The 17,271-nt window shown below is 36.5% G+C and carries 22 protein-coding genes and 1 pseudogene; 19 read left to right on the top strand and 4 right to left on the bottom strand.

What is annotated here, in order from left to right:
• Positions 1 to 8 precede the first annotated feature (8 nt).
• The 6 genes from LS41612_RS19245 to LS41612_RS19225 all read left to right on the top strand — a co-directional run bounded on the left by LS41612_RS19245 (position 9) and on the right by LS41612_RS19225 (position 2,903).
• Positions 9 to 413, top strand: coding sequence for a YhcN/YlaJ family sporulation lipoprotein (locus tag LS41612_RS19245; protein WP_227665410.1), 405 nt, complete (start codon positions 9 to 11; stop codon positions 411 to 413).
• Positions 413 to 868 carry a stage V sporulation protein AC gene (gene spoVAC / locus LS41612_RS19240; protein WP_024362543.1) on the top strand — a complete coding sequence of 152 codons (456 nt, stop codon included), beginning with the start codon at positions 413 to 415 and terminating at the stop codon, positions 866 to 868. The genes LS41612_RS19245 and spoVAC overlap by 1 nt, the downstream gene beginning before the upstream one ends.
• The gene (locus LS41612_RS19235; protein WP_024362544.1) at positions 862 to 1,857 is read left to right on the top strand and encodes a stage V sporulation protein AD; all 996 of its coding nucleotides are present in this window, start codon (positions 862 to 864) and stop codon (positions 1,855 to 1,857) included. Before spoVAC ends, LS41612_RS19235 begins: the two co-directional genes overlap by 7 nt.
• 15 nt (positions 1,858 to 1,872) lie before the next feature.
• Positions 1,873 to 2,232, top strand: a complete 360-nt coding sequence (spoVAE, locus tag LS41612_RS23215; protein ID WP_370510654.1) for a stage V sporulation protein AE — start codon at positions 1,873 to 1,875, stop codon at positions 2,230 to 2,232.
• Positions 2,233 to 2,296: 64 nt separating this feature from the next.
• Positions 2,297 to 2,464: a YjcZ family sporulation protein gene (locus LS41612_RS23805; protein WP_080653321.1), complete on the top strand. Its 168-nt coding sequence runs from the start codon at positions 2,297 to 2,299 to the stop codon at positions 2,462 to 2,464.
• A 190-nt stretch (positions 2,465 to 2,654) separates the two neighbouring features.
• Positions 2,655 to 2,903 carry a stage VI sporulation protein F gene (locus LS41612_RS19225; RefSeq protein WP_024362546.1) on the top strand — a complete coding sequence of 83 codons (249 nt, stop codon included), beginning with the start codon at positions 2,655 to 2,657 and terminating at the stop codon, positions 2,901 to 2,903.
• A 114-nt stretch (positions 2,904 to 3,017) separates the two neighbouring features.
• Here the strand turns inward: LS41612_RS19225 and LS41612_RS19220 are convergent, their stop codons facing one another.
• From LS41612_RS19220 to LS41612_RS19210, 3 genes are all read right to left on the bottom strand, one after another.
• Positions 3,018 to 3,446 carry a GNAT family N-acetyltransferase gene (locus LS41612_RS19220; protein WP_024362547.1) on the bottom strand — a complete coding sequence of 143 codons (429 nt, stop codon included), beginning with the start codon at positions 3,444 to 3,446 and terminating at the stop codon, positions 3,018 to 3,020.
• A 3-nt stretch (positions 3,447 to 3,449) separates the two neighbouring features.
• Positions 3,450 to 3,965, bottom strand: a complete 516-nt coding sequence (locus LS41612_RS19215) for a YjcG family protein (protein ID WP_024362548.1) — start codon at positions 3,963 to 3,965, stop codon at positions 3,450 to 3,452.
• Positions 3,966 to 4,048: 83 nt separating this feature from the next.
• Positions 4,049 to 4,768 carry an alpha/beta hydrolase gene (locus LS41612_RS19210; protein ID WP_024362549.1) on the bottom strand — a complete coding sequence of 240 codons (720 nt, stop codon included), beginning with the start codon at positions 4,766 to 4,768 and terminating at the stop codon, positions 4,049 to 4,051.
• Positions 4,769 to 4,880: 112 nt separating this feature from the next.
• Here LS41612_RS19210 and LS41612_RS19205 point away from each other — a divergent pair, with 112 nt between their 5' ends.
• Positions 4,881 to 5,462, top strand: a complete 582-nt coding sequence (locus tag LS41612_RS19205) for a phosphatidylglycerophosphatase A family protein (RefSeq protein ID WP_024362550.1) — start codon at positions 4,881 to 4,883, stop codon at positions 5,460 to 5,462.
• Between the two features lie 491 nt (positions 5,463 to 5,953).
• Positions 5,954 to 6,775: a thermonuclease family protein gene (locus tag LS41612_RS19200; protein WP_036205114.1), complete on the top strand. Its 822-nt coding sequence runs from the start codon at positions 5,954 to 5,956 to the stop codon at positions 6,773 to 6,775.
• Between the two features lie 93 nt (positions 6,776 to 6,868).
• Here LS41612_RS19200 and LS41612_RS23210 read toward each other — a convergent pair whose 3' ends face one another.
• Positions 6,869 to 7,048, bottom strand: a complete 180-nt coding sequence (locus LS41612_RS23210) for a hypothetical protein (RefSeq protein WP_137034883.1) — start codon at positions 7,046 to 7,048, stop codon at positions 6,869 to 6,871.
• Positions 7,049 to 7,099: 51 nt separating this feature from the next.
• Here LS41612_RS23210 and LS41612_RS23800 point away from each other — a divergent pair.
• The 11 genes and pseudogenes from LS41612_RS23800 to LS41612_RS19145 all read left to right on the top strand — a co-directional run.
• A pseudogene (locus tag LS41612_RS23800) lies at positions 7,100 to 7,333 on the top strand (manganese efflux pump); the annotation flags it as partial.
• Positions 7,331 to 7,678: a manganese efflux pump gene (locus LS41612_RS23795; protein ID WP_304364566.1), complete on the top strand. Its 348-nt coding sequence runs from the start codon at positions 7,331 to 7,333 to the stop codon at positions 7,676 to 7,678. The pseudogene LS41612_RS23800 and the gene LS41612_RS23795, both read left to right, overlap by 3 nt.
• A 269-nt stretch (positions 7,679 to 7,947) precedes the next feature.
• Entirely contained in the window at positions 7,948 to 8,544 is a 597-nt protein-coding gene (gene isdC / locus LS41612_RS19185; RefSeq protein WP_024362554.1) for a heme uptake protein IsdC, read from the top strand.
• Positions 8,544 to 10,067, top strand: a complete 1,524-nt coding sequence (locus LS41612_RS19180) for an NEAT domain-containing protein (RefSeq protein WP_024362555.1) — start codon at positions 8,544 to 8,546, stop codon at positions 10,065 to 10,067. Before isdC ends, LS41612_RS19180 begins: the two co-directional genes overlap by 1 nt.
• An 84-nt stretch (positions 10,068 to 10,151) precedes the next feature.
• The gene (locus LS41612_RS19175) at positions 10,152 to 11,399 is read left to right on the top strand and encodes an NEAT domain-containing protein (RefSeq protein WP_051147733.1); all 1,248 of its coding nucleotides are present in this window, start codon (positions 10,152 to 10,154) and stop codon (positions 11,397 to 11,399) included.
• 29 nt (positions 11,400 to 11,428) lie between these two features.
• Positions 11,429 to 12,334, top strand: a complete 906-nt coding sequence (isdE, locus tag LS41612_RS19170; protein WP_370510655.1) for a heme ABC transporter substrate-binding protein IsdE — start codon at positions 11,429 to 11,431, stop codon at positions 12,332 to 12,334.
• Between the two features lie 153 nt (positions 12,335 to 12,487).
• Positions 12,488 to 13,453, top strand: a complete 966-nt coding sequence (locus tag LS41612_RS19165; RefSeq protein ID WP_024362558.1) for a FecCD family ABC transporter permease — start codon at positions 12,488 to 12,490, stop codon at positions 13,451 to 13,453.
• Between the two features lie 6 nt (positions 13,454 to 13,459).
• Positions 13,460 to 14,230 carry an ABC transporter ATP-binding protein gene (locus LS41612_RS19160; RefSeq protein ID WP_024362559.1) on the top strand — a complete coding sequence of 257 codons (771 nt, stop codon included), beginning with the start codon at positions 13,460 to 13,462 and terminating at the stop codon, positions 14,228 to 14,230.
• Positions 14,231 to 14,242: 12 nt separating this feature from the next.
• Entirely contained in the window at positions 14,243 to 15,019 is a 777-nt protein-coding gene (srtB, locus tag LS41612_RS19155; RefSeq protein WP_024362560.1) for a class B sortase, read from the top strand.
• 282 nt (positions 15,020 to 15,301) lie between these two features.
• Positions 15,302 to 15,829: a YceI family protein gene (locus tag LS41612_RS19150; RefSeq protein WP_024362561.1), complete on the top strand. Its 528-nt coding sequence runs from the start codon at positions 15,302 to 15,304 to the stop codon at positions 15,827 to 15,829.
• Between the two features lie 316 nt (positions 15,830 to 16,145).
• Positions 16,146 to 17,072: an NAD-dependent epimerase/dehydratase family protein gene (locus LS41612_RS19145; protein WP_024362562.1), complete on the top strand. Its 927-nt coding sequence runs from the start codon at positions 16,146 to 16,148 to the stop codon at positions 17,070 to 17,072.
• Positions 17,073 to 17,271 lie beyond the last annotated feature (199 nt).

Below are 17,271 nucleotides of genomic sequence, written 5' to 3'. Positions count from 1 at the left end.
TAAATACCTTGAGGTTATTAGGAATGATGTTGCCTCTATTCGTCTGTATGACATTGCTTATTGGATGCACGGAAAAAGAAAAATTTATTGTCTATGGTTCTCCACAAAATGAAGCAGAGCTTGAATCGGTATTAAAAGAAGAAAAATCGGTTGAAAAATCAACTGTCATTCAATATGACGATAAAATGCTTGTGGCTGTGCAAATTAAACCATTGAAAAAATGGAATACGACTAAAATAGAGAAAAAACTCCAAAAAAAGTTTGATGAAAAGTATCCCAGCAAAGAGGTTTTTGTTTCAGCCGATTATAAAATATTTTATGAAGCCAATAAAATAAAAAAGGACCAACTTGAAGATAATAAACTAAGCAAGAAAATTACGGAGCTGCAGAAGCTTGCAAAGGAGGAAACATAATGGAAAAAGAGCAATATCAACAGCTAGAACAAAACATAACACCGCCTACCCCTTACTTAAAAAATGCCGTTAAAGCATTTGTGGTAGGTGGTCTCATTTGTACAATTGGGCAGGCGGTTTCTCTTTTTTATATCGTTTTCTTTAATTTCACAGAAGCAACAGCCGGAAACCCAACAGTTGCAACGATGGTATTTTTTGCAATGATTTTAACAGGCTTTGGTTTATACAAAAGAATTGGTCAATTTGCAGGAGCAGGTTCAGCAGTGCCTGTTACAGGGTTTGGGAATGCGGTAATTTCTGCTGCAATTGAACATAGATCTGAAGGTTTAGTCCTCGGTGTTGGCGGTAATTTATTCAAATTAGCGGGATCTGTTGTGTTATTTGGTGTAGTATCTGCATTTTTTGTTGCACTTATTAAATATATTCTTGTAACGATAGGGGTGGTTTCATGGTAATCATCTTTCCGTCAAAACCATCGTTGTTAGCAGGAGGCGTAGTAGCAGGACCGTTAGAGGACCGCAGTACTTTCAAACAATATTTTGATACGGTCTACGACGATGAGCGCTGGCAAATGGAAACAAATGAACAAGGCCATCGAAAAATGGTTGAAGAAGCTTGTGAATTTGTTATGAAAAAAGGTGGTATTACAACTGCAGAAGTTGATTATTTATTAGGTGGCGATTTAGTTAACCAAATGACGCCTACCAATTTTGCGGCAAGGGAATTAGCTATTCCCTTTATCGGATTATTTTCAGCTTGTGCTACCTCTGTTTCAGCTGTAATTGTAGCCAGCCTTTTAACGGAGCTCGGAGCTGCAAATTATTCAATTGCTGGGGCATCAAGTCAACACAATGCGATTGAACGTCAATTTCGTTATCCGATTAATTATGGTGCACAGAAACCACAAACGGCGCAATGGACTGTAACAGCAGCAGGTTATGCGCTGGTTGGTAAACATCGTGAAGATGCTCCTTCTATTGAAGCAGCCACGATAGGTAAGGTCATTGATTATGGAATGGATGATCCATTTCATATGGGTGCTGCCATGGCTCCTGCTGCCTTCCAAACGATTAAGTCTCATTTAGAGGAACGTAAACAAGAAATATATCATTATGATTTAATTTTAACGGGCGATTTAGGACAGCTTGGCTTAAAACTGCTTAAAGGCATGCTTGTCGAGAGTGGCATAAAAAATGAGGAGTTAACACTTTTACGCGATGCTGGAGCGGAATTTTACGGTCAAGATGAATCCTTTCAATCGGGGGCGAGTGGAGCAGGCTGTTCAGCGGCTGTTTTTTTTAGTTATGTAATGCAAGAGCTTCGTGCAGGGACATATAAACGAGTGCTCCTTGTGGCGACAGGTGCATTGCTATCTCCACTTTCGTTCCAACAGAAAGAGACGATCCCATGTACCGCACATGCGATAGAAATTACAATGAAATGAGGCAACAGCATGGTTATGACTTTTATATTTGCATTTATTGTAGGAGGCATTTTCTGCGTTTTCGGTCAATTATTAATGGATGTTGGTAAATTAACGCCAGCACATACATTAAGTACGTTAGTCGTTGTTGGTGCAATTCTAGATGGAATGGGCTTGTATGAGCCACTCATTCATTTTGCAGGTGCAGGTGCTACTGTACCTATTACATCATTTGGTAACTCCTTAACACATGGTGCAATGGCTGAAGCGGAAAAGCATGGATTAGTAGGCGTATTGACTGGCATGTTTGAAGTAACAAGTTCGGGAATCAGTGCTGCAATTGTTTTTGGCTTTATTGGCGCATTAATTTTTAAACCAAAAGGGAATATTGACTAGACGAATACCCCTCTCTTGCCTGCAACTTTACATATTATAGGTTGTAGAAGGGAGGGGTGCTTTTATGGGATATCAAGGCTGGTGTGCACAACCTTATGGTAATAATGTTGCTGGTGCAAATAGCTGGAACTATTGCGGAGGCAATAACAATAATGGAATGGGCTCAACATTTGTCTTAATTGTTGTCCTATTCATTCTCCTAATTATTGTTGGCGCTACTTTCGTAAGTTAATTAGTCTAGCTAAAAGCTCTAGAGAGTTTTAGATATATAGGCTTTAGCTTTTTTCTGTGAGTATATAAAAAACTTACTGAATAAGGTTAGAGCCTCCAACAGTTGTCATTGATGTTTTGTGTACGATTAGTTACCGTTTATGAATCATTCGCGACAATAACGTTGAGGTGGAATTGATAGGAGGGGGAACATGCATCGCTCGTTTTTTAATTCGATTGAACAAAAGACAGGCGTATCAATGGATGAAATCTTTGCATTAGCTAATGCAATTCAACATGCTGATTTCACCAATGAGAAACAAGTAAGAAAAATAGTACGCCGTGTAGGCAAAGTGTCTAATAGACAAATTACACAAGAGCTTGAAGATAAAATCGTAAACTCTATTATTCAAGATGGCGCTTCACTAGATTTCGAAAAGCTTGCTAGAATGATGAAATAATGATGAACGTTTGTCTATTTTGGTGTGAGAAAGAACTCCAAATAGAGAACACGCTACAAAGGCATAAAAAAAGGTGTTACGACTATGCTTTTAGCATATCGTAACACCTGTTCATTATATCTCTTTTTCCATTGCTCGATGAGGTATTCCAGCATCCATAAATTCAGGAGATGTTACCGTGTAACCAAGCTTTTCGTAAAAAGGAACGGCGTAGCTTTGAGCATGGAGTTTTAATTTCTTTTGTTGAATGGAAATTGCGAATTTCTCCATTTCTTGCATAATTAAAACGCCAAGTTTTTTGCCCCGCTGACTTTGTAAAATACATACGCGTTCAATTTTTGCAGTATGATCTTCAATGCTACGTAGACGAGCAGCACCAACAGGTTCATTGCCTTCATACATAATAAAATGTGTTGCTGTTGCATCTAAAGCATCACATTCTAAATGAAGCGGAACACCTTGTTCCTCTACAAATACTTTTTTACGAACAGCAAATGCATCAGCATGTTCTTTCTCTGTTTCGACAATCTTAACGTTATACAAAAGTCATTCAGCTCCAGTCAATCGGAATGTTTCATATGTTGTCCATGACCCATCTTCCAATTGGTATAAAAGATGAATACGATCGATACTATCATGTTCATCAACCCCAGTCATGCGGAGTTGCCCAAAAATATCATCATGTTCTGAGTCCGTCATTTTTTGTGCAATCGTGATGTGTGGAACAAAAACATGCTTAGAGTCCCCAAAAGGAATTTGTTCTTCCAATACACGATGGAATGCTTGTAATTGTTCAGTTGGTTCGATGCGGAAATAAATCGCATTTGTTGTTGGGAAAAACGAACTAATGCGTGATGCATGAATATTTAAAGGCGCGTGTTTAGCAGCAATATCATCTAATTGCTTAACAATAGATTGAATATCGTCTTCTGTTGCATCAAAGCTGTCTTTTAACGTCATATGCGGTGTAATCTTCGCATAATGAGGATCGTAACGCTTGCGATACGTATTTGCTAAATCTTGCAATTTTTTTGATGGAAATGCCACAATTCCGTACTTCATAGTCCATTACCTCCCGAAAATAAACGATTTTTCTATCTAAGTATAACAGAAATTTCAAAATACGTAATTTGAATCGCCTAACATTAATTGAAATTTTCAATTAACGCACGTCTTAAATCAGGTTTCCAATATTTCCATGTATGATTGCCATCAAACTCTTCATAAAATGTAGAGAAGCCTTTACTTAACATTAGATTGTGCAACTGTCGATTTGGCGTTAAAAAATCTTTAACGGTTTTATCCATTGTCACAACTTTATCTTCATTTTTTCCCACGATATGATAAATAGAAATAGCTCCTGGATCTTTAAACTGTTCAACCGCTTTCAGTACATCTTCGTCAACATAAGGTGATTGTAAAATAACCTTGCCAAAAATACTCGGATACTTTAATGCAGCCATTAAGGAAGCGGTTGCAGCCATAGAATCACCGATAACTCCTCGGCTCATACCCATTTGGTACGTTGCATATTCAGCATCTAAATAGGGAACAAGTTCATGTGCTAAAAAGCGTAAGTAAGCTTCATGTTGCTCACCACTTGGAATATATTTAGTACGGCGATCTTTAATATCTTTGTATGGGACAAATGCAATGATTAAATTCTCGATTTCATAGTCATCGATAAGTTCATCGGCTAGTTTTGTAATACCTCCAAGTTGGAAATAATCTTTACCATCCGAAGCGATGAGAATATTATATTTGTATAGTGGAGAATAATTAGCAGGGACGTAAATATATAGCTGTATTTCCTCCTGCAATGCTTCACTATAGAACATTAAATCTTGTACAGTTCCCTTATCCAATGATGACACTCCTTCATGTGTTTGTGACAAAATTGTACCATATTACGAAAGTAAAGGTATAATAGGTTGGGCTAGCGTTATGTTAGCAAAAAAACTGAAATGAGGGTTAGTTATGCATGATAAAAGTATTCGCGTACAGTCAGAAGAAGTGGCGAAAGCAGCCCAAGCTGCACTAATTCGCCGTGGTGTAGAGTTAGAAGACATTGCTGAGATTGTTTATGAAATGCAAAAATCCTACAATGTAGGCTTAACATTAGAGCATTGTATTCATTCGGTTGAACGTGTATTACGTAAACGAGAAGTCCAACATGCAGTATTAGTTGGAATAGAGTTGGATGAATTAGCTGAAAAAGGGCTATTATCTTCACCTCTACAACAAATTATCGAATCCGATGAAGGCTTATTCGGAGTAGATGAAACGATTGCATTGGGGTCTGTGTTTACATATGGAAGTATAGCTGTAACAACATTTGGACATTTAGATAAACAAAAAATCGGTATTATTAAAAAACTTGACACAGAGCCTGGACATCATGTTAATACATTTTTAGATGATTTAGTTGCCAGCATTGCAGCTTCGGCAGCATCACGTATTGCTCACCGCATGCGTGATTTAGAAGAAGAAGGCGAAACATTTGCTGATATTGAGCCAGAAGAGCTCGGTCCAAAGCCAAAACCACATAATGAAATTTAATAGTGTAATATCATAAATGCCTTCAATTGAGGGATTAAGGGAGTCGACAAACTCGTATTTTTCAAGTTTGTCGACTCTTTATTTTGTAACTGGCGTTCTGAATTTTTTTTGTATAATAGGAAATATTTTTAGCATACTTAAAAATTTCAGAAGAAAACTAATCAAATCCATTGTGATATTAGTCGACTTTATTGATAATAGAATTAAATAAAGTATTGTATGAAGTAAGAAAAGAGGTACTGAAAATGAGTGATAAAGATATTAAAACGTTAATCACTAGCGGAACAATTATTTTTGCCGTTGTATTGTATTTAATATTTAGATAAATTATCAGGTCTTCAGTTTATAATATAGCTGGAGATTTTTGATTTTGGCGATATGCGTCAGGAATTAAAAAGGTGATCATTATTATGTATCATTTTTTATTTTTGTCCGGACGATTCTAAATTAGTAATGGATATTTTCTAGATTTAACTTTAAGGAAGTAGGATATGAATTTGAAAAAATTATTTTTAGCTTTATTGTTTTCAACATTGCTGATTAGTGGATGTACAGAAGAGGCTAGCACCGGCAATGGTAAAACTGAAGATATACAAGGGATTGTAGCTTCAACAAAGGAATCTGCTGAAAAGCATGATGTGAGTAAATTTGAAGAATTTGAACTACAGGAAATAATTGACGGGGACACAATCAGAATAAAATATAACGGCAGTTCCGAAAAAATACGTTTTCTTCTTGTAGATACGCCTGAAACGAATCACAAAACGTTAGGGGTGCAACCTTTTGGGCCAGAAGCGAAAGAATTTACAAAACAGTTACTAGCTGGACAAGATACCGTTTATTTAGAATTCGACGTTTCCTATCGGGATAAATATAAAAGGTTATTAGCTTATGTTTATACGAAAGATGGTATTAGTGTACAAGAGCAACTATTGAAAAATGGGTTAGCACGCGTGGCCTACATTTATGAGCCAAATACGAAACATGTAGATTGGTTTAAGTCCATTCAAAAAACTGCGCAACAATCTGCCATTGGTATTTGGTCAGTTGAAGACTACGTAACAAATCGTGGTTACGATAAAGAGGCCTATACTAATGCTGTGAAAGAAGAAAATCCATCTAAAGCAAGTAAAGATGAGTCGAATAATACTAGCAGTAAAAAGAATTGTACTATTAAAGGAAATATTAATTCAAAAGGTAACAAAATTTATCACATGCCTGGACAACGTGATTATGACAATACAGTAGCAGAAGAAATGTTCTGTACTGAAGAAGAAGCTGAGGCAGAGGGGTTTATTCCCGCTAGGCAATAATGTCGTAGGAAAAGTTAAATTTTTTACTTAGGGGATTGTCGGGATAATATGAATTTACAACAATCAGTCATGTTCCTGATAATCCCTCATTGTTTACAATGGTTTTATGGGCTTCAAGTGATTGTATCGCACTTTTGTTTTATTATCGCGGGTAACTTCGCTCAAATCGCGGGTAAGCCATGTTATATCGCGGGTAAAGCCGTGCCAATCGCGGATAAATCCCCGCACTTCATTAATTCCATTGCATTTTCCGGTAAACGCCCAATTGAACATAAAATTTTCCTTCTCATATGATGAGAAAATGGAGAATCGTTTAAAAGGAGGGAAATCATGCATTGGATCACCATTATTTTTATTGGTATAGCAGCCAATCTAGATAATTTGGGGATTGGTTTGGCCTATGGTGTTAAGCGAGTGAAGATTCCCATCTTATCGAATGCAATAATTGCTGTACTGTCAATGATTGTCACTTTTGTGGCAGTAACGGCTGGTAGTACAGTAATAGAGTATATTTCGCCACATACAGCCAATCTTTTAGGGAGCCTTCTGCTATGTGTGATTGGGATATTTACACTTTTCTCTAATCGTTTTTCCAAGCATAGCATTGCTAAAAATCCTGAAATATTTGACGAAGATAAAAATCATATTATTTCTATGAGAGAGGCAATGACACTTGGGTTCGTGTTATCGGCAAACTGTTTAGCAGGCGGAATTGCTATCGGTGCAAATGGTATATCCGCAATTTGGACGGTCATCTCGATAGGCACATTTTCTTTTATCACAGTGGGTTTAGGAAGTCATTTTGGTGTCCTGCTAAGTAAAACATTTATAGGGAAATACTCTACCGCTATATCAGGATGGTTGTTAATTGTTATTGGAGTTTTTGAAGTTTTTGCCAAATAATAAAAATAATAGGATATTACTGTTTGATGCAGTAATATTCTTTTTTTTAGGGAATTTTGACATATTAAAGACGTTTTTAGATTGCTAGTTGACATACATTGGTAGCAAAGATTATCCTTTGGTTAGAGGTGTAATTGAGAATAATTTTCGTTTACATTTTCATAATATTGCTTTCATGGAAATATTGAGAATATTATTCGTATCAATTATAATGATTAATGGAAAATGGATAAAAATTTTCCATAATAATTAGAGGAGGCGTGCAACACATGAAGAAAATAGTGATGTTGGTCATGCTAGTCAGTATGGTTATTTTTAATTTAGCATTACCACATGCATCTGCTCAACTTGCTGATGGTACTTATTCTGTAAAATATCAGGTCAATAAACCAGATAGTAGCTCTGCATCAATAGCAAACGATTATTTCGTAAAGCCTGCAACGGTGACAGTAAAAGGTGGCACAGCTACTGTACAACTTACATTAAAAAATAGTGCTTGGATTACGAAATTTCAACCACCAGGAGGAGCTTCGGTTGTTAGCGAAGATAAGGCAGCTGATACACGTGTTGTACAATTCACAGTGAAAGATTTATCAAAGCCAGTTGTAACATCTATGAAAATTGATATCGATGATATTAATTATCACCATGAATATAGCGTTTCCTTAGTATTTGATGCACCAGCAACTGGAAGTTCAGCAGCTACAGCAGCACCAAATGATACGACAACGCCAACAACATCTGGAAGTCAAGTGCCTAATCCACAAACAAGCGATGCGACGCCCTATTTGTTACTTGTTGCATTTGCAGGATCAGCATTTTTACTTTATAGAACAAAAAACAAAACAAAAATGGAGGGTCATTAATGACTAAAAAACGTCAATCTCGCGCAACAAAAATCGTACTTGCCTCATTATTAGCAGCATCACTTTCAGTACCATCATTTGCATCAGCAAAGGTAGCGGACACAACAACAACAGTTACTACAGATGTGAAAGTGGAAGAAAAAGCAGGAACAGCTGAAGGTACAGCTGTAAAATTCCAAACATTTAAACCAGGTACAGATGAAGCGGGATACATGGATAAATACTTTACAGGTACAGGCTTACTTATCGAAAAAGATGGTACATACACAGTGAAACTAACTGTTCCAGCTCAATTCGCTCCAACAATCACTGGTTTCCAAGTAAAACAAGGCGATAAATATGTCGATGCAACATTTGAAAAGCAACAAGATGGTTCAAGCATCGTGTCATTCCCAGTAGATCCAAAAGTAAAAACTGCGGCAAAAGTACACGTAGTTGTTCCAGCTCCAGCTAACATGGATAAATGGTATGAATTCGACTTCCAACCAGTAACAGCAGAAGAAGTAAAGCCAGTTGATGAAGTAAAAGAAGAGCAACCTGTAAAAGAAGAAACAACAACAGTTACAGATGAAACTGAAGACGTAAATGTTTATGAAGGTACTGTAACAGTTTATAAAAATGGCACTAAAGAAGAATCTATTATGAAAGACTATATTAGTCCAACTGTAGCAGTTGGTGATGCAGATGGCACATATGTAGTCGGCATGCATTTCCCTAAAGGTCAGTATGTTCAATCATTTAAAGTAGATGGTAAGGACGCTGTATTAGCAGAGGAAGATAAAGAAACAAATGAACGTATTTATACTTTCGAAGTAAAAGATTTAAAAGCACTTACAAACGCTGAAATTCATATTATCGTAGATGAGCCTAAAGCAGGCGTAAAATATGATTCTGTTCATACTGTACAATTTAGCTTTGATGTAGATTTAAGTAAACCAGTTACAGATACTGAAGAAACAACAATTGAAAATCCATTTAAAGATATCGATGATAACGAAAATAAAGAAGCCATCCTTAACTTACTAGCTTATGAGATTATCATGCCACAAGATAAATTCAATCCAAATAACAATTTAACACGTGCACAATTTGCATTAATGATTGCACGTACTTTAGAATTAGAAGCTACTGAAGTTGCGGGCTTCCAAGATATTAAAGGAATTGAAGCGGAACAAGCGATTAACGCGCTAGCTGAATATGGTATTGTTGAATCTCGTGATAAATTCAATCCAAATGGCATTTTAACTCGTCAACAAGGTGCGCTAATGATTTACCGTGCTATCCAAGCAGTAACGGAAGGCGACTTAAATGTTGAAATTTCATTACCATATGCAGACCAAGCGTCAATTGCTAATGATGAAGCGAAAGAAGCATTCTCATTACTTTACAAAGAAGGCATTATGACTGGATCTGTTGCGAAAGATGGTAAAACATACATCAATGCAAACAAACCATTAACACGTGGTCAAATGGCAAAAATTTTAAATAACTCTTTAGAATTCTTCTACGAATTTGAAGAATAATAAGGTTTAACAATAGCAACTTCCTTTCTCACATAAATGAGGAAGGAAGTTACTGTTGCTTTTAGAGAAATAGGGGGAATTTTCATGAAAACATGCAAAAGAAAAGTCATCGTATTACTAGCACTTAGTGCAATGTTTTTCTTATTTGCCCCTCATTTTAAATGGCTGTATGTGCAAGCTGAAGAAGATAGTTCACTAGGAAATGGAAGCTATCAAGTTGAACTAAGTTTTTCAACTCACGATGGAATAGAACAAAACCGATTTTTTAATGAAGAAGCGACACTGGACATGAATAATGGTCAATATACATTGTCTTTGACAATCAATCATCCATATACTTTACAAGATATACATATTGAACAGCCTGAAAAATCGCTTTCTACTATTTTAACGTGGACTGAAAATTTAGTTCAGTTTGATGTGAAAGACTTAAAAGAACCAATTCGAATAAAGGGTTTAGTGGCTTCTGAATTAGAACAGGAAAGTCGTCCGTTTGCACAAGAGTTTCAGATAAGAGTGAAAGCGCCAAGTGAAGAGATTGAACAGAATACTGAAATCGCAGAAAGTGTGCCTGAAAAAGAATGGTCAATCGACTACATATTGTATGTCGATGGAAAAAAAGAACCATCGATTATGAATACGTATGTCAATCCAGTGGCTAAAATAATAGAAAAAAACGGCAGCTATTTTGCTCAGATGACGATTTTAAAATCATCTTGGGTAACGAGTCTAACCGTTGAACAACTAGGTGAGCAAGTAGCACCAACACTTGTCTCTATAAATGACAATGTGCGAATTGTCGAATTTGCAGTCGTTGATTTCCAACGCCCACTTCGGATGTGGGTACAAGTAGATATTCCAGAGATAGCGTATCATCATCAATATTTTGTGGATTTACAATTTAATGAACAACAAGTGGCTCAAATTGTTGGGAAGCCTATAGAAGCAGTGCCTCCTAAGCAAAACGTGATGAGGAAGTCTCCTGCTATCGCTACTGAAAAAATAGAGCAACCTTTAAAGAAAAATACAGTTGAGCCTACAATTAAGCCCAATTCGCTCCCCCTTCCTCCATTACAGCATACTGATACAACAATGGTGGAAGAACAGTTAGCTTTTGATCGAACACTTGATGCAAATGCGGAGGAAGCAGTTGAAGAACCTGCTGAAATGCAAGAGGAACAGAAAGCAAAAACTGAACAGACAAATAACAAAATGACAGTAAATCAGCAACTCGCACAGCTAGATAAAGTAAAAATTGTATTGCTTGTGCTTATTTGTATTTTATCAGGCTGGTTAGTCGTTCGTCGTTTAAGAAATTCAAAAAAAGACTGAGATAAGTAGGAGATGACGATATGTGCAACATAAAAAAGAACTGGTTGGCATTACTAGCACTGATGACCGTATTTTTAATCGCTGGTTGTAGCGGTGGAAGCGATCAAGCAAATGAAGACTCCACTGAAAAGGTTGAAGTTTCAACGGACACAACTGCAAAAAGTGAAAATCGTATTATTGCTGGCACAGTTGTAATAGCTGAAATTTTAGATAAGCTAGAGTTGGATGCAATTGCTGTACCGACGACTGAAAAAAAATTAGCAGAACGCTTTAAAGGCCTGCCTACTATTGGCAATGCAATGGAGCCTGATATGGAAATTGTAAAATCATTGAACCCTACGGATGTATTATCAGTGTCAACATTAGAATATGATTTACAAGATAAATTCAAGCAACTGAAAATACCTGTACATTTTTTAAATTTCCAAAGTGTGGATGCAATGATGGCGGAAATTAAAACGCTAGGTGAACGTTATGACCGTACTACTCAAGCTGAACAATTAGTGTCGGGTCTACAAAAAAATATTGATGCCGTCCAAACGGTCGCTACTAATAAGGAAGGACCTCGTGTTTTAATTTTACTTGGTATTCCAGGGAGTTACTTAGTGGCTACTGAAAATTCTTATGCAGGTGACCTAGTTAAACGGGCTGGTGGAATAAATGTCATGGAAGGGCAAGAGGCAGAGTACTTAGCGTCCAATACGGAGTACTTGCACAATAGCAATCCTGATATTATTTTACGCCTTTCACACGGTATGCCTGATGAAGTAGTTAAAATGTTTGACGAGGAATTTAAAACAAATGATATTTGGAAGCATTTTGAAGCAGTAAAAAATGGCAAAGTATATGATTTAGAAGAAGAGTTATTTGGCACTACAGCTTCCTTACAAGTACCGCAAGCGTTAGGACAGCTAATGGAAATTTTCTATCGTTAATATGTATTTGAAATTGTCGCTCGTATAGCAAGTATCTTGCCGTAGGGCGCTTTTCTTATATTTCTAGTAGCCTTATCGTTTTATGATAACAGCTTACAAATCTTTCATCGCACAATAGATACACAAATACTAGCGGAATAAAGGAAGTCCGATATGACGAAAAAAATAATAAGCTTTTCAATTGTAATAGCGTTGTTGCTAGTGTCAATGATTTATTCAGCAACGACGGGTAGTATTAAAATGGGCTTTTTTGAATTTATAGGGGCATTGTTTGAAGAAGGGAATAGCCAGATGGAGGCGATTCGTGATTTACGCTTTCCTCGTATTTTTGTTGCTTTATTTGCTGGGGCTGCGCTTTCAGTTTCGGGGGTACTACTGCAATCTGTTATGCGTAATCCGCTAGCAGACGCGGGCGTTATTGGTATTTCTTCAGGGGCAGCTTTTGTTCAATTATTTATTATCTCGTTTTTCCCAGCGTTATTTTTTATGACACCAGTATTAGCGTTTATAGGTGGGGCATTTGCTTGTGCACTAGTGTTTGCCTTGTCATGGAAATCGGGTTTCAGTCCACTAAAATTGATATTAGTAGGGATTGCTATTAATGCGATGTTTACTGGTCTGACAGAAGCATTTTTAAGCCTTGGGGGCTCACTCAATACATCTGCTACTAGTGTGGTTGGGTCAAATTTAACGATGCGCACATGGAAGGATGTGTCGACCATTGCGACATATGGAGCAATAGGTTTAGTTGCAGCATTTGCGTTATATAGCTGGTGTAATCTACTTGTTTTACAAGATAAAACGGCAAAAAGTCTAGGCTTTAACGTAGCACGTGCCCGTTTAATAATTGCCGCTGTTGCTGTATTGTTATCAGCCGTGTCAGTTGTTGTAGCAGGTGTTATTTCATTTGTTGGTTTATTAGTTCCACATATTGCACGACGTTTGGTTGGTCATGATCATCGAGTACTTATACCATTTACCGCACTAGCAGGGGCCTTATTAATTTTAGTAGCTGATACAATTGGTCGAACGATAGTGGCGCCCATTGAAATTCCTGCTTCAACCATTATGGCAATTATCGGTGGGCCATTCTTAATATTCCTATTACGAAAAGAGTGAAGAAATATGGAAATACAAGATATTATCGTTTCCCATGATAATACACGCAATCATTTAGATGGTGTCTCAACGCAGATTCAAAAAGGTAAAATTACGACGATTATTGGTCCAAATGGCTGTGGGAAGTCGACTTTACTTAGTGTAATGTCTCGCAATAATATGCCGAAATCAGGGAATGTTTCTTTGGAAAATAAGGATTTAGTCCAGTATAAGCCTAAAGAGTTTGCTAAAAAGCTTGCGATTGTTTATCAACAAAATGATGTACCGAAAGATTTAACGATTGAAAAGTTAGTGAGTTTTGGGCGTCTGCCACATCATACAATGTTAAAACGCAATGATGAGGATGATAAGAAAGCGATTGATTGGGCTTTGTCTTGTACGAATTTACTAGAAAAACGAGACAATGATTTAGTGGCTTTATCGGGCGGGGAAAGACAGCGCGTATGGATTGCAATGGCATTAGCACAACAATCTGAAATATTGTGCTTGGATGAGCCGACGACGTATTTAGATATTTATTATCAAATGGAGCTATTGGAACTGGTAAAAGCTTTAAATAAGAATTATGGTCTAACAATTGTTATGGTGCTTCATGATATTAATCAAGCGATTCGTTATAGTGATCACATTATTTTGATGAAGGATGGACATATTATGGCAGAGGGAGCTCCACGTGATGTCATTACAAAGGAAGTCATAAAAGAAGTATATGGTGTTGAAGCAATCTTCAATGAGGATGAACAGCTTGGCCTTTATATGGTACCAGTAGGTATTTAAGTTGGTGGAACGATGAAAAAATGGACATCTAGGCTATTAACAGTTATATATATTGCAATATTTTTATATTCTGGTTTTGCTCTTGTAAAGTATCTCTATACCTATTATGAGTCTGCAAAGTCTTTAAAGGAAGTACAAACGATATATGCCGAAACATTGGCAACTATCCAGGAAGAAGTTAATGACGAAGCAAAAACGACTGAGGAAATAAAATCAAACTATACGATAAGACCTCAATTTCACGATTTATTAGCTGTAAATGAGCGCATTGTAGGCTGGATTGCTATAGATGATACAAAGCTCAACAATCCAATTTTACAAGCAGAGGATAATGATTTTTATCTAACCCATAATTTTAAAAACCGTGAAAGTCGTGCAGGTAGCATCTTTATGGACTATCGTAATGATGCACTCGATATTAATCGCAATACGATTTTGTATGGTCATGCCATGAAAGATGGAACGATGTTTGGTAGTTTGAAAAATTACTTGAAACAAGATTATGCTGAAGCACATCGTACAATTTATCTGGATACCTTATATGAAGGTTATGATGTGGAAGTATTTGCAGCTTATGAAACAACTATTGATTTTTATTATATTGAAACCGAATTTAAGTCAGATAAGGATTTTATTCAATTTATTGAAGAAGTGCAAAAGCGTTCTGAAATTGATTTGAATGTAGCTATTGGACCAAATGATAAAATTGTGACGCTATCTACATGTAAAGATTCTGTCATGAGTGATGACCATCGATTTGTTGTACAAGGGAAATTAGTAAAACGATAACTTGCTTCAGCAAGAAGTTCGCTACTTCGACAAATTTTAAAACAAGAACGATGTCGAAAATAATGAAAATAAATTACTTGACGTAAATTGATTATTAATATATAGTAAGTTACATAAAGTAATTGATTACTTTTCGTAATGTAAAATAAGCTAAGAAGTACTCGAAGTAACTACATATGTTTAGCTCATTAATTTTTGGGTAACATAATTAAAGTAGTTACTTCATATTTTAACATATATCTCGAATTCGAGATATAAAACAAACAATTGGAGGAATTTAAAATGGCAAAATGGAATATCGATTTAGGACACTCAGCAATTAACTTTCAAGTAAAACACATGATGGTATCAAAAGTAAAAGGCGTATTCGATAGTTATTCAGCTGATATCGAAGCAGCGGATCTTGCAGATTTAACAACAGCAAACATTACTATTACAATTGATGCAGCAAGCATTAACACACGTAGTGAAGACCGTGATAATCACTTAAAAGCAGGTGATTTCTTTGATACAGACAGCTATCCAAATATTACGTTTAAATCAACAAGCATTACCAAAAAATCTGCCGATGAGTATGCGTTAACTGGTGATTTAACAATTAAGGATGTAACAAAATCAGTCACATTCGATACTGAATTTAACGGTAAAGGTACAAATCCATGGGGTCAGGAAGTATATGGCTTCGAGGCAGAAACAACAATTAACCGTGAAGATTTCGGTTTAACTTGGAATGCTGCTTTGGAAACAGGAGGTGTCCTTGTAGGCAAGGATATTAAAATTTCAGTTGAACTTGAAGTGAATCCAGCTTAAACTAAATCTCTTAACTAAACATCTGCTCGACTTTTATTGGCAAGTGATGAGTAACGGAGCTAAACGCTTTCGTTTGGCGCTCATGGCATGCTTGGAAGTCTGAGCGGATTTTTTTATTTCAGGTGTTGGTTATTGTTATGTATTTTTACGAAAAAGTAGAATGAGTCTAGCAGTTTGTCTATTAGGACAAACAACCTCTGTAGAAGGAATATGTATTGTTATTGATAGTCTGTTAAAATAAACCAGTAATATGTTACTTGCATATTTTTAGCAATTAATGCATATAAAACATCATATTGTTTTTGGGGGCGATGGGATGAATGTATTAGTGACAGGTGGCTATGGTTTTATTGGCAGTGCTGTGGCAAGACGATTTTTTGAGGAAGGCGCCAATATTTATATAATTGATAATTTAAGTACGGGACATCTACGAAACATTGATTTTGAGCATAAATCGTACTTATTAAATGTTGAGGATGAAGTTTGCGAGCACTTCTTTAAGGAAGTTGCATTTGATGTGGTGATTCACTGTGCAGCGCAAACGAGTGTTCAACTTTCGATACAGGAGCCAATGAAGGATATTTTAACGAACATTGTAGGGCTTAGCCAGATGCTCTTCTTTTCGTCAAAATACAAGGTGAAACATTTTGTCTTTGCCTCTTCTGCGGCGGTGTATGGTAATAGTCATTATCCTCCGCTAGAGGAAACAGATGTGAGTGAGCCTATTTCAATGTATGGCTTAAATAAAAGTATTGGGGAAACGTATTGTGAAAAGTGGCAACGTGATTATCGTTTACCAACATTAATTTACCGTTTTGCCAATGTCTTTGGACCTAGACAGCGTATGCAAGGAGAAGCTGCGGTTATCCCTAGTATGTTAAAAAGTAGTTTAGAAGGTAGGCCCTTTACGATTTATGGGGATGGAGAACAGACGCGAGATTTCATCTATGTTGATGATATAGCAGATGCTATTTATGCTGGAGTAGAAGCTAGACTGCAAGGTATCTATAATGTTTCTACCAATGAAGCATGGTCACTCCATCAAGTTATATTATTACTACAACATCTAAATCACCCATTAGAGATACAGTATGCTCCTGCAAGAGAAGGAGATATAGAACATTCATTTTTAAATAATGAAAAACTGACGAAGGCGATTGGTTGGAAGCCCAAACATTCATTTGCAGAAGGCATCGAACTGACAATACAAGCTCTACAAAATGAAAAAATTGTTGAAATCTAAAGTGGATGACACAAGTATATCCTATAACTATATTGGGTCTGTGTTCGAAATTTCGAGCACAGGCTTTTTGTTACGTGCCAGTCACTCAAACAAAGACAAACAATTCTGATATTTTCCAGTGCTTGGCTTAAAATTGGGAACAGCCTTTTTATTCTGACTATAGTATAATTATTGTTTAAAGAAATGTGGTGGAATGGGA

This window comes from Lysinibacillus sphaericus (genome assembly GCF_002982115.1).
Lineage (GTDB): Bacteria > Bacillota > Bacilli > Bacillales_A > Planococcaceae > Lysinibacillus > Lysinibacillus sphaericus.
This window is presented reverse-complemented; position numbering and strand designations above follow the sequence as displayed.

Coding starts and splice junctions, on each gene's coding strand:
- LS41612_RS19165 (WP_024362558.1), top strand. CDS start 12,488: ATGACGAAAAAAATAATAAGCTTTTCAATTGTAATAGCGTTGTTGCTA.
- LS41612_RS19160 (WP_024362559.1), top strand. CDS start 13,460: ATGGAAATACAAGATATTATCGTTTCCCATGATAATACACGCAATCAT.
- spoVAE (WP_370510654.1), top strand. CDS start 1,873: ATGACTTTTATATTTGCATTTATTGTAGGAGGCATTTTCTGCGTTTTC.
- LS41612_RS19235 (WP_024362544.1), top strand. CDS start 862: ATGGTAATCATCTTTCCGTCAAAACCATCGTTGTTAGCAGGAGGCGTA.
- srtB (WP_024362560.1), top strand. CDS start 14,243: ATGAAAAAATGGACATCTAGGCTATTAACAGTTATATATATTGCAATA.
- LS41612_RS23210 (WP_137034883.1), bottom strand. CDS start 7,048: ATGTTCAATTGGGCGTTTACCGGAAAATGCAATGGAATTAATGAAGTG.
- LS41612_RS19205 (WP_024362550.1), top strand. CDS start 4,881: ATGCATGATAAAAGTATTCGCGTACAGTCAGAAGAAGTGGCGAAAGCA.
- LS41612_RS19180 (WP_024362555.1), top strand. CDS start 8,544: ATGACTAAAAAACGTCAATCTCGCGCAACAAAAATCGTACTTGCCTCA.
- LS41612_RS19175 (WP_051147733.1), top strand. CDS start 10,152: ATGAAAACATGCAAAAGAAAAGTCATCGTATTACTAGCACTTAGTGCA.
- LS41612_RS19215 (WP_024362548.1), bottom strand. CDS start 3,965: ATGAAGTACGGAATTGTGGCATTTCCATCAAAAAAATTGCAAGATTTA.
- LS41612_RS23805 (WP_080653321.1), top strand. CDS start 2,297: ATGGGATATCAAGGCTGGTGTGCACAACCTTATGGTAATAATGTTGCT.
- LS41612_RS19200 (WP_036205114.1), top strand. CDS start 5,954: ATGAATTTGAAAAAATTATTTTTAGCTTTATTGTTTTCAACATTGCTG.
- spoVAC (WP_024362543.1), top strand. CDS start 413: ATGGAAAAAGAGCAATATCAACAGCTAGAACAAAACATAACACCGCCT.
- LS41612_RS19145 (WP_024362562.1), top strand. CDS start 16,146: ATGAATGTATTAGTGACAGGTGGCTATGGTTTTATTGGCAGTGCTGTG.
- LS41612_RS19150 (WP_024362561.1), top strand. CDS start 15,302: ATGGCAAAATGGAATATCGATTTAGGACACTCAGCAATTAACTTTCAA.
- isdC (WP_024362554.1), top strand. CDS start 7,948: ATGAAGAAAATAGTGATGTTGGTCATGCTAGTCAGTATGGTTATTTTT.
- LS41612_RS19225 (WP_024362546.1), top strand. CDS start 2,655: ATGCATCGCTCGTTTTTTAATTCGATTGAACAAAAGACAGGCGTATCA.